This is a genomic window from Streptomyces sp. NPDC005181, from assembly GCF_040608395.1.
Taxonomy (GTDB): Bacteria; Actinomycetota; Actinomycetes; order Streptomycetales; family Streptomycetaceae; genus Streptomyces.
This window is the reverse complement of record NZ_JBEXID010000149.1, coordinates 1-9,956: the sequence shown is the minus strand read 5'-3', so window position 1 is coordinate 9,956 and position 9,956 is coordinate 1. Positions and strand designations below refer to the sequence as shown.

The following is a 9,956-nucleotide window of genomic DNA, read 5'->3' as shown; positions in this document are numbered from 1 at the left end:
GGTGGAGCCATGAATCCCACCGCAAGACCGCCCGAGCCAAGACCGTCGAGGACCTCATCGCGGCGTAATCAACCGGCCACCCGACAGGCTCTAAGCGGCCATCGACCCCGCACAACCAGACCGGCAGCCCGCACCGCGCATGGACCACCGGCTGCAGAAGGTGGCCCCCGGACCTGTGGTGATCTTCGGCGCCAGCAACTTCCCGATCTCCTGCTCCGTCGCAGGCGGCGACACCGCCTCGGCCCTGGGCGCAGGCTGCCCCGTCGTCCTCAAGCCGCACATCGCACATCCCGGCGCCTCCGAGATCCAAGGCCGCGTCATCCAGCAGGCCGTCACCGAAGCAGGGCTGCATGAAGGCGTCTTCTCCCTGGTCCTGGGCGCCGGCAACGAGATCGGCGAGGCACTGGTGGACCACCCCCTGGTCCGGGCGGTCACCTTCACCGGCTCCGAGGGCGGCGGCGTGGCCCTCTACCGCCGGGCTCAGCAGCGCCCTGACCCCATCCCCGTATTCACCGAGATGACCAGCGTCAACCCGACCTTCGTCCTGCCCGCCGCACTGGCAGCCCGCGGCGCGCAGATCGCCGCCGGCCTTGCCCAGCGCGCCCAGTACAACGTCGGACAGGCCTGCCTCAAGCCCGCCATCCTCCTGGCCATCGACGGGCCCGGCTCCAACGAGCCGGACCGGCGGCTGGTCGTCTACACGGCCGAGCCGGACTCCGCCACCGCCGGCGTCCTGCCGATCCTGGGCAGCTACTGGAACGCCGTATTGCCACTTGCACTCCACCAATATGAGCATATGCTCTTAATTGTCGGCTTGGGATCACCTGAGGCCGGCGTCCCCACCCACACACGGTCTCGCGGCCGGACCTACGAAGGAGAAACATGTCGAACACAAATGACAGTAAGACCCAGGGCCTCAGCTACTACCCCTGGTGGCTGGACAAGCTGGCCGACAATGTCACCGGGAACGGCTCGTTCATCGACAACGGCCCCATCCAGGGCCCCGAGGCCGTCCACTCGGTCGTGACCGCCGCCCGCGGGCTTTACGAGTTCCAGGACTTCACCTACACCGGCGACTACGGCGACAACGGCTTCATCGAGGAGTACACCACCCGGGTCAAAGGTGAGACCCTCCACGTCGTTGTCACCGTCGCCCGCAACGCTGCTGGCGAGTGCGAGCAGCTCGTCGTGAACCACCGGCCGCGCAACGCGATGCTGCTCTTCTCCCGCGAGATGCACAAGAAGTTCGCCGGCACCCCCCTCGCCAAGCACTTCCTCGCCGACGAGTCCTGAACCGACGGCGTCACCGATCATCCCGGCCCTCGCGAGGGCCGGCCAAGGCATCGCGACGGTAGGCCTTCAGGCCTGACACAGGCCGGCCGCCGCCGCGGTTGCGGTGGGGGACGCCTGCCGCATCGGCGTCCCACCCCACCAGCACGCCTCCGAGACCGCCCGCATCGCCGTGACCGGCGCATCCACGCGCCAGCTCAACCCCATCCAGGACCTGCCTGGCGCGGCCTGTAGCCCAGTCGTCCGTCTCCACCCCCGTTGTCCCGGCCAAGCTGCCGCTGAAGGAGATAGCCCCATGGGCGATCGTCATGTTGGTACTGCTCTACTTCGTGGCGCCGAGCAGGGCGCTATTTCCGTTGTCAGCGGCGCGGGCGTCCATGAGTGGGTGCATGACAGCCGCCACTTGCTCGGCTTCCCGTGTCACTGACGAGGACGCCGTGCACCCATGGAATCCGCACCCGTGAGGAATCCCCTCGTTCGAGGCATGCTCGCCGCCTGGCCGCAGGTGTGTTCGCCCTCGTCGTCGCCTCCTTTCTCGGCGAGCCGAGCGTCGACAGCTCCGTCGGCTCCGAAGAGGCTCATGCCGCGCCCCGCGAGCACGAGGTCGTAAGTCGCCACCTGCAGCTGCCCGGGGACTTACCTGCCACGCTGCTGTGGCGCTTGCGACTCTCGGCCGTGGCCATCCACGCGACCCTCTGGGGCGCGTTCGCACTCGTCTTCGGCGAGCTGGCGCAACGGGCGCTCGAACCGCCGCTCCGCCCCGAAAGTGCACCGGGTGACGGTTTTCCAGCGTCGGCTGACGCATCACCGGTGGTAGAACCCCCCCGGAACCTGCCCGGGGGTCTGCCACCTCCGTGGCGCGGGCCCGCCGATCCCCTGGACGCGCCCCCTCTTCGGCACTGCCGGGAGCGCCGACAGCCAGGCGCGCCGTGTATGCAGAGTCCGCAGACGAACACTGCATCCCCCGGCCTTGGATGGGTGCGCGGGTGACAGCGGGCGCGGTTTCACCGTGGGCACCGCCGGCCAGGTCGTCCGAGACGTCCGCCGACCGTGCACCACGCTTGCGTGGGCGCGCTGGGCTCAGGCCCTGCGGAGGGCTCTGGGAATCGTGGCCCTACTCGGCCCAGGGCTCGAAGCCGGTCTCGAGGACGGCTCCGAGGGACGCGCGCAGTCGAGCCGCGTCGGCATCCCCGAACGTCTCCTCGAACCGGGCCTGCACCGCCCGCCACAGGGGCAGCGCCTCCTGGACCCGGGACAGTCCTTCCGGCGTGAGCGTGACAATCCGCGCGCGGCGGTCGACCGCCGACGACTCGATGGTCACCAGACCCTCACGGGCAAGCGGCTTCAGGTTCGAGGCCATCGTCGTACGGTCCATGGCGATCACCTCGGCAAGGCCGGTGATCGTCGTCTCCCCGTACGCACTGAGCTTCTGCAGGATGCTGAACTGCGTCCCGCGCAGACCGACCGGCGCGAGGGCCTTGTCGTAGGCCGCTCCGAGATACCGCGCCGCCTTGCGCAGCGCCAGGTTGTTGCACAGGGCTGCGCCATCCATCGATACAGCGGCCATCGTCGCCTCCAGAAACTCTCCCACCCATTATAGGAGCAAGTGCTCGTACAGGCGAAGGAGCTTCATCACACGGCGATGTGGCGCTCGATGTGCGGCGGCAGGCCCGCCTCGGCGAGCACTTCCCTCTCCCACCGCTCCAGCGGGACGTCCACGTAGGACACCTTCCGGCCCAGCGCCCGGGTGAACTCCGCGGCCAGCTCGTTCATGTCGACCGAGCGCGGCCCGGTCAGCTCGTAGACCTGCCCGATGTGGGGAGCCGGGTCGCGGAGCACGGTGGCGACGACCCGGGCGACGTCGTCCACGGCGACCGGCGAGGTGCGTCCGGTGCCGAACGGCAGGGCGATCGTGCCGTTCTCCTGGATCGTCCGTGCCGCAAGGGACGTGAAGAGGGGGTTGTCCAGGAATGACGTGGGCCGGACGTGGACCACCGGCAGGCCCGACCAGTCGAACACCTGCTCCGCGAGCCAGTGCAGTCGCTGCTGGTGCGACTCCGCGGTGCTGGTGGCGGTCATCTGCGACACCGTCATCTGGGAGAGGTCGACCAGGGCGTCCAGTTCCCCGTGCCCGCCCGCAGCGCGGCCGCCACGGTCTCGGGCCGATTCAGGTCGCCGATGACGACCTCCGCGCCGAGCCTGCGCAGCTCGGCGGCTCGCTCGTCCTCGGTGCGGACCATGAACCGCACCGGCACGTCCTGCGCACGCAGCTGTTCGAAGACCGTGCGGCCCACGCCACTGGCGCCGGGGATGAGAACGAGATTGCTGGCAGCCATCAGTTGTCGTCCTTGGTGAGTGATCGGATATCCGAGTTGCGGCGTGATCAGAGGATCCGTGCAGCCGCAGCGGGCGTCGGCGGGCTGCCGCTGCTCCGAGAGGCCTGCGGACCGGCGCGGGCCGGTCGATTGCGGCGGCCCGGTCGTGGGGGCAGAGGGGCCGGGGGACGGGTCCGTCGCCCGGCCCCTCTGCCCCGTGCCGCAGGCGACCGGCCGGGAGACACCCGGAGGGGTCGGAAGGCCGGTAGCGGGGCACACGTCCCGGGTCGCTGATTCAGGACTCGTCCTCGGCGAGGAAGTGGTCGGCGACGGGGGTGCCGGCGAACTTCTCGTGCATGAGGCGGGAGAAGAGCAGCATCGCGTTGCGCGGGCGGTGCAGTACCGCGAGGTCCTGGGCCTGCCCGGCGGCGTTGCGGGTGACCGTGACGACGACCTTCAAGGGCTCGCCGTGAATCGAGGAGTCGTAGATCTCGAGGAAGCCGTCGTCGCCGAAGTCGCCGGTGTAGCTGAAGTCCTGGTGCCCGTACAGCTCGCGGGCCTTGACCACGATGGAGCGGACCGTCTCGGCGCCGCGCGCAGTGCCGTTCATCGCCGCGCCTTCCAGGGTGGCGTCGTCGGCCAGGTTGTCCAGCCACCACGGGTAGTAGCTGAGGCCCTGACGGTCGACATCGCCGTTGCCTGCGTTCTGCATGTCGTGTCTCCTTCGAAGATCCCGGCCAAAGGCCGGATGGTGGGGGGTGGGCCGCCGGGGCGGCGGCAGCCCCGGCCGACACATAGGAGTATATCCTCGTATTTTGCTTACGGGCGAGCGGGACACCCGGCCGCAGGTCCGCCGGGTCACGTCACCAGTCCTTGCCTCGGAGTCATTTTGAGCATATGCTCCTAAATGTTTCGGGGAAGCCGCTGCCTGCACATCTGAGCCGGCGGCCCGGCGCGGCGGAATCTTCCGAGCGCACTGCCCAGTGGGGTCAATCGCCTCGACGGCGCCTGCTCTCCCGCCCCCGTCGCACCGACATTCCAGAGGGTGCAAGGCCACATGCCTGCGCCCCGTCATGTCGCCGTTGCATGCCGACGCCCTGGTCCTGGCATCGGCCGGCGAGAACCGCCTGTGGGTCCTGGGGCACAGCGGTAGGTCGTCAGGAATGGTCCGAAACGTCCACGGCACCCCCCTCACCGCCCCCACGCCCGCGGCACAGGCTGCCCAGGGACGCCCGCTGTTCATCTCCGCAGACCACCCGTCGGCTGCCCACCCCGACTGGTACGAGGACTCGCCACGAGCCGAGGCCTTCCTGCCTCTCATCGCCAGCAGCCAGACCACCGACCTGGCTCTCATGGGACACAAGAACGTCGTCGGCGTCTGCTGCCTGTCGTTCCCGGGCCCGCGCGACTTCCCGCCGGGGGAGAGAGCCACCCTGAGCATGATGGCGGCGCTGCTGGGCGCGGCGGTGCAGCGCGTAGGACTGAGCGAGAAGCAGCACCAGACAGCCGAATGCCTTCAACGGCGACTCCTGCCCTCCACACTGCCCGAGCTGCCCCGACTGACCACGGCGGCGCGGTACCGGCCCGCCACTGTCACGGCGAAAGTGGGCGGCGACTGGTACGACGTGATCAGACTGACGGACGAGCGGATGGTGCTGGTCGTCGGCGACGTGGAAGGACACGCCGTGGAGAGCGCCGCCGTCATGGGCCAGGTACGCACCGCGGTGGCCGCCTACGCGATCGAAGGACACCGGCCCGCCACGGTGATCGACCGGACCGCGCGGCTGCTCACCGCACTACGCACGGAGTTGCTCGTGACCTGCTGCGTCCTCGCGCTGGACACGGCCGACGGCACCACGGAGGTGGCTCTGGCCGGACATCCGGAGCCGCTGGTGCTCCGGCCCGACGCCAGCACCGGCACGCTCGACGCACCCGCCAACGTCCCGCTCGGCGTCCCAGCGCCCGACGCCTACCGAGGGCGTGAGCACATCCTCCCGCCCGGGACGGTCCTGATGCTGTACTCGAACGGCCTGATCGGCGGAAACGCCACCGACCCGGGATCCAGCGCCCAGGCACTCCTCGACTCCGGCAACCGCGCGGCTGGCACCGATCTCGAGCACCTGGCCGACCACCTCGTCGCCGAGGTCTCCAGCCCGCAACAGCGACGCGACGACGCGGTGCTGCTCCTGGCCCGCTACGAGGACGCCGCCGGCGCGGGCGCGCCGCGAACGGACAGCCCATGTATTCAGCGCCAGGACGTCCAAGGGGTCAAAGCGGTACGGAACTTCGTCAGCGACCGGTTGTGTGCCTGGGGGCTTACGGAGGTGTCGGACTCCCTGCAACTCATCGCCTCCGAGATCGTGACCAACGCGCTCATCCATGCGGGCAGCGACGTCGATGTCCGGCTGAGGGCGTTCGCGGATCATGTCCGGCTGGAAGTACGGGACTCCGACAGCAACCCGCCCGTTCCCTCGCCACTGGCGCTCGACGAGGAGGAGAACGCGGAAGCCGAACACGGCCGCGGCCTCCTCATCGTGGAAGCCCTCGCCGGTGGGTGGCACAGCTTCCCCAATGGCCGGGGCAAGACGGTGTCACTGGACATGCCCATCCCGGCTGTCTGAGCCGCGATCATGCTCTCGCGTCGCCCGTGAAACCGCCCGACACGACACAAGGCTCCTCGCAGGCAGGTCCGGCATCGCGGGCCTGCCGCTGGGCCATGAGGAGCAGCCACTTTCATGAACCAGGGCGAAGACCGCGCGGCTCCAGGTGGATCTGCCCGTCTGCGACCGCCCCCGGGAACGCCTTGGTGTGCAGCGGCCGGCCCCGCCGCCGGGAACGGTCAGGAGACCCGTCCCGCCGGGCTTGATGCCGGCCTGCCCGCAGCGATTGCGGCAGGCAGGCGTGCGGCCCTCCTGGCGAGGAAGGATGCCTGCAGATCTGGGCGGGGTCAGCAGCGGATCCTCGCTGCCTCACCACGGTGGTCCCGGTACGGTCACCGGGTGACGCTGAAAGTGAGGTGCCTCTCCGTCGTGCCGGCCGGGACCGTGGGGACGTGGCCTCCGGCGGCGATGTAGGCGCCCGAGCCGCCGGTGATCGCGACGTCGACGGCGGAGGCGGTCGGGATGAGCTTGCGGAATCTGATTTTGCGCATGGTGGTGGTCTTTCCGTGATCTTCTGGGTGGGTCCCGGCGCGAAGAAGGCGGCTGCGGGTCCGTGTGCGGGACTGGCCGCCCGGCGGGTCGGTCTGGGCGCATCACCTCACGTCGACGCTGACGAGCGCGATGCCACACTGACCTCGCACACGAGGAAAGCGCGAGCTTTTAGTGTTGGCGAAAGGTATGTCAGAGGGGCAGGGGAGCTGCCAGCAGCGCGTGGGCGGCAGCGGCGTCCCCGGTGATCCAGTCCGTGCTCGCGGTCCGGCGCTTCCAGAGGGTTATCAGAAGGTCTGCGGCGCAGGCCTCGACTTCCGCCACCGCGAACCCCGATCCGATCGGCCGGGGCTGCGGGAGGCGGCCGGGCTGGACCAGCCAACCGTGTCCGGTGTCGGTGGTGCGCAAGACCACCGGTGCATGCAGCGCCTGCTGCTCCCTGCGGCTCCAGACGATGGGCACCAGCGCGCCGAAGGCCTCGTCGACGCCAACCAGCTTGAGGCCCGGATCGCGACGCCCGAGCCGCACGGCTCGTGATCCATGTTCGCAACCTCAGCAGTGGTGCTACTTCGTGGTGCCCCAGAGCTGGCCGGCGGGGACGTGGGACGGGTTGCCCATCAGCCTGTCGACCCGGATCTGGTTGGGAACCAGATGGCCGCCGTGCCGGTGACCGCCGTGCTGGAACGACGCGTGGTGCGTGAAGGTCATCGCATAGGGGTGGGCGAAGTTCCTGGTTGAGCCGCTGACCAGCGGGAAGTGGCCCTGGGAGGCCGTCGCGGGCGAGTCTGCGGTGTCGATGATCCAGACGGTCTTGGCCGACACACCGCACTTCTGCAGCGTGAGACCCTCGTCCTGGTACGCGGTGTGAGCGAGACCCGCGCACAGACCGGTGCGCTGGCCATGCGGCGCATACTCGACCTCCACCGCATGCAGGCTGCCGTAGTGCTTGTTCACCTCGGCGGACACGAGGCCGTCCTTGTAGAAGTCCGACACCGCGCCCGCGCGGTGGCCGATGATGTCCCCGGCCGCACGGTACGTGCTGACGGGGTGCATCGCGGTGGGCTGTCCCACCCTCGCCACGCCTCGGTAGACGGTCTCAACCAGGTTGGGCTGCTCGGACGTCCCGAACTTGGCGCTGTAGATCTTGATGCAGCTCGCGCCGCACTCGGGCGTGGCCGCACTCGCGGACAGAGTCCCCACCGCACTGAGACCACCCGCAAGGGTCACCGCTGCCGCAGCAGCCAGCACCTTGTTCTTGACGTTCTTGACAGACATAGATGATTCCTTCACTCGAGTCACAACCGCACCGTGCGCACTGCTCGGACGGACGGGCCGACACCGGTCTCCGGCCACCGGATGCGGAGCTCGCCGGTCACCCGCGCTCGAGCAACCCGCTGCCGCAGCCGCCTCCCGCTCCCGGCCCTGTCGCCTCCCGGCAGTCGGCCGACTAAACAGGCGAAATACACTTAGGAGTATATGCTCCTAAGTGTGGGACGGCAACCCCCTGTCGCCATCCACCGCCCGGCACGCCGGTGGCGGCCGCTGCGGCGATCGCGACCCTGGCGGCCGTGCCGCACGGGGAGCGGCCGGCATTCAACGCCTCGCATGGGTCCGGACTTTGCTTGCGACGGGGGCGCCCGAGCGGCCCCTCCGTGCGGGGGACTTGTCCCGACATGTATACGAGCATATACTCGTAAACGTCAACGGGGTCCACCGGACCAGCACGTCGCCGTGCTCTCGGGGGGCCCGGCGCGCGAGTCGGCGCCGAACCGCCGCTCCGTGCGAGCCGCAGAAACAGAGCAAGGAGATCGGGCCATGCCCATGCTCGATGTGTACATACCCGAAGGTGCGCTGGAGGCCGAAGCCGAAGCCGCGCTGCTGAACCGCATCACCGAGATCCTCATCGGCTACGAGGGATTCGATCCCGCCGATCCCGGGACCCGGGCCATTTCGTGGGCTTTCCTGCACCGTCCGGCCGCCCTCTACGTGGGAGGAGATCCCGCCGACGCGCCCCGCTACCGGGTGATTGCCTCGGTCCCGGAAGGACAGCTCGACCGGCAGGCCCGGGAGGCCGTGGTCGCTGAGGTCACCGAAGCGGTTCTCGACGCCGAGAACGGAATGTGGCCGCGCGACCCCCGGCGCGTGTGGGTGTTCCCCGCCGAGATCCCCGAGGGCTACTGGGGCGGCGCCGGCCGCATCGTGCCATTGGCCGACGTTCTCACCCTCATCGGCATCGGTATCACACAGGCCCGCGAGCTCGCCGCCCAGCGCATCACCGCGAGCCGGACCGAGCGCATCACTCCCTCGTGACCGGCCACATGCAATGACAGCCCCTCCCCGGCCCCGCGGCGCGACGGGGCAGGGCTCCGGCGATCCGACGGCGGCCGCCGTTCCGGCGCCTGTTTCGGGGCACGCGCGGCCGACGACACGAACCCTGTGTGCTGCTGGGCGGCCAGTGTGGGGAGTGTCATGAATCAGGTGCGGACCCTCCACGAAGGAGTCACCTAATGAGTACGAGTACTGGGCACCTGATCGAGTCTGCTGGGGGCGTGTCGCTTGCCGAGGCTGGTGAGGGGCCTTGACCCAAGGCCGTTAAGGGCCTGCCGCGAATTAACTCGCTGTCTTGATCTTTGGTGTCGGGGTGATGCTGAGGCGGGCGGCGAGTTCCGCGAGGTCGTCGAGGGTGGCGAGGCGGTGGTCGGCGGGTTCGATGGTGTGCTCGATCTCGTCCAGGAGTCGGCGGGTTTGGCTGATGGCCCGGTTGAGGCTCTGGGGTACCACCGCGAAGAGCGGGGCGATGACGACCTGGGGGAGTTTGAACCGCTGATAGAGGATGGTGGCTAGGAGTCGGTCGACGAGGGTGAGGCCGGGACGGCGTCCGGTGTAGAGGCCGGCGGCGGGAACTTTCTGCCGGTCCCCGCCGCGTCGTTGGTGAAGGTCTTCCTCCCTCTGGAGCTCTCGGGCGGCTCTCAACTGGGTGATCAGCCGGTCCCACTGGTCGTGCGGCAGACCGGTCAGGCCTGGGTGCAGCAACCAGGCGCGACCGGGACCGGGCAGATCCTGTGGCGGGATGGGAGGAATCCCGTCTCGGCAGTGTTCCTCGGGGCGGTGAAGTCGGCCCGAAGCGCGGTCTCGTCTTTCGATCGAGCCGTTTCTTCGGGCCGCTTCCCGCACCCGGCGTGCCACTCTCATGGCACCGGGC

At 69.3% G+C, this 9,956-nt stretch carries 10 protein-coding genes and 3 pseudogenes; 5 read left to right on the top strand and 8 right to left on the bottom strand.

Going from position 1 to position 9,956, the window contains the following annotated elements:
- Positions 1 to 139: 139 nt before the first annotated feature.
- The 3 genes and pseudogenes from ABZV38_RS37935 to ABZV38_RS37925 form a co-directional block, all read left to right on the top strand.
- Positions 140 to 580 (top strand): annotated as a pseudogene (locus ABZV38_RS37935) (aldehyde dehydrogenase family protein); the annotation flags it as partial.
- A gap of 302 nt (positions 581 to 882) precedes the next feature.
- Positions 883 to 1,293, top strand: coding sequence for a hypothetical protein (locus tag ABZV38_RS37930; RefSeq protein WP_326600902.1), 411 nt, complete (start codon positions 883 to 885; stop codon positions 1,291 to 1,293).
- Positions 1,294 to 1,508: 215 nt separating this feature from the next.
- A pseudogene (locus tag ABZV38_RS37925) lies at positions 1,509 to 1,717 on the top strand (CbtB-domain containing protein).
- 687 nt (positions 1,718 to 2,404) lie between these two features.
- On the opposite strand, the gene ABZV38_RS37920 reads toward ABZV38_RS37925, so the two are convergent.
- From ABZV38_RS37920 to ABZV38_RS37905, 4 genes are all read right to left on the bottom strand, one after another.
- Positions 2,405 to 2,857, bottom strand: a complete 453-nt coding sequence (locus tag ABZV38_RS37920) for a MarR family winged helix-turn-helix transcriptional regulator (protein WP_267007570.1) — start codon at positions 2,855 to 2,857, stop codon at positions 2,405 to 2,407.
- Positions 2,858 to 2,922: 65 nt separating this feature from the next.
- Positions 2,923 to 3,369: an NmrA family NAD(P)-binding protein gene (locus tag ABZV38_RS37915; RefSeq protein WP_356333203.1), complete on the bottom strand. Its 447-nt coding sequence runs from the start codon at positions 3,367 to 3,369 to the stop codon at positions 2,923 to 2,925.
- Positions 3,370 to 3,380: 11 nt separating this feature from the next.
- Positions 3,381 to 3,626: an NAD(P)H-binding protein gene (locus ABZV38_RS37910; protein WP_356333201.1), complete on the bottom strand. Its 246-nt coding sequence runs from the start codon at positions 3,624 to 3,626 to the stop codon at positions 3,381 to 3,383.
- A 274-nt stretch (positions 3,627 to 3,900) separates the two neighbouring features.
- Positions 3,901 to 4,317 (bottom strand): hypothetical protein, encoded by a 417-nt coding sequence (locus ABZV38_RS37905; RefSeq protein ID WP_267007579.1) that lies wholly within the window; start codon positions 4,315 to 4,317, stop codon positions 3,901 to 3,903.
- 451 nt (positions 4,318 to 4,768) lie between these two features.
- On the opposite strand from ABZV38_RS37905, the gene ABZV38_RS37900 reads away from it, so the two are divergent.
- Positions 4,769 to 6,226 (top strand): ATP-binding SpoIIE family protein phosphatase, encoded by a 1,458-nt coding sequence (locus ABZV38_RS37900; RefSeq protein ID WP_356333199.1) that lies wholly within the window; start codon positions 4,769 to 4,771, stop codon positions 6,224 to 6,226.
- Positions 6,227 to 6,597: 371 nt separating this feature from the next.
- On the opposite strand, the gene ABZV38_RS37895 is transcribed toward ABZV38_RS37900, so the two are convergent.
- The 3 genes from ABZV38_RS37895 to ABZV38_RS37885 all read right to left on the bottom strand — a co-directional run bounded on the left by ABZV38_RS37895 (position 6,598) and on the right by ABZV38_RS37885 (position 8,029).
- Positions 6,598 to 6,756, bottom strand: coding sequence for a hypothetical protein (locus ABZV38_RS37895; RefSeq protein WP_356333197.1), 159 nt, complete (start codon positions 6,754 to 6,756; stop codon positions 6,598 to 6,600).
- 190 nt (positions 6,757 to 6,946) lie between these two features.
- The gene (locus tag ABZV38_RS37890; protein ID WP_356333195.1) at positions 6,947 to 7,282 is read right to left on the bottom strand and encodes a hypothetical protein; all 336 of its coding nucleotides are present in this window, start codon (positions 7,280 to 7,282) and stop codon (positions 6,947 to 6,949) included.
- 36 nt (positions 7,283 to 7,318) lie between these two features.
- Complete coding sequence (locus ABZV38_RS37885) at positions 7,319 to 8,029, bottom strand: hypothetical protein (RefSeq protein WP_356333192.1); 711 nt, start codon at positions 8,027 to 8,029, stop codon at positions 7,319 to 7,321.
- A gap of 540 nt (positions 8,030 to 8,569) precedes the next feature.
- Here ABZV38_RS37885 and ABZV38_RS37880 point away from each other — a divergent pair.
- Complete coding sequence (locus ABZV38_RS37880; RefSeq protein ID WP_356333190.1) at positions 8,570 to 9,064, top strand: hypothetical protein; 495 nt, start codon at positions 8,570 to 8,572, stop codon at positions 9,062 to 9,064.
- Between the two features lie 300 nt (positions 9,065 to 9,364).
- Here ABZV38_RS37880 and ABZV38_RS37875 read toward each other — a convergent pair.
- Positions 9,365 to 9,862, bottom strand: a pseudogene (locus tag ABZV38_RS37875) (ISAzo13 family transposase); the annotation flags it as partial.
- Positions 9,863 to 9,956 lie beyond the last annotated feature (94 nt).

What these genes read in the sequence shown, in the direction of transcription:
- ABZV38_RS37930 (WP_326600902.1), top strand. Translation starts at nt 883, where the DNA reads ATGTCGAACACAAATGACAGTAAGACCCAGGGCCTCAGCTACTACCCC.
- ABZV38_RS37915 (WP_356333203.1), bottom strand. Translation starts at nt 3,369, where the DNA reads ATGACCGCCACCAGCACCGCGGAGTCGCACCAGCAGCGACTGCACTGG.
- ABZV38_RS37885 (WP_356333192.1), bottom strand. Translation starts at nt 8,029, where the DNA reads ATGTCTGTCAAGAACGTCAAGAACAAGGTGCTGGCTGCTGCGGCAGCG.
- ABZV38_RS37895 (WP_356333197.1), bottom strand. Translation starts at nt 6,756, where the DNA reads ATGCGCAAAATCAGATTCCGCAAGCTCATCCCGACCGCCTCCGCCGTC.
- ABZV38_RS37900 (WP_356333199.1), top strand. Translation starts at nt 4,769, where the DNA reads ATGGTCCGAAACGTCCACGGCACCCCCCTCACCGCCCCCACGCCCGCG.
- ABZV38_RS37880 (WP_356333190.1), top strand. Translation starts at nt 8,570, where the DNA reads ATGCCCATGCTCGATGTGTACATACCCGAAGGTGCGCTGGAGGCCGAA.
- ABZV38_RS37910 (WP_356333201.1), bottom strand. Translation starts at nt 3,626, where the DNA reads ATGGCTGCCAGCAATCTCGTTCTCATCCCCGGCGCCAGTGGCGTGGGC.
- ABZV38_RS37920 (WP_267007570.1), bottom strand. Translation starts at nt 2,857, where the DNA reads ATGGCCGCTGTATCGATGGATGGCGCAGCCCTGTGCAACAACCTGGCG.
- ABZV38_RS37905 (WP_267007579.1), bottom strand. Translation starts at nt 4,317, where the DNA reads ATGCAGAACGCAGGCAACGGCGATGTCGACCGTCAGGGCCTCAGCTAC.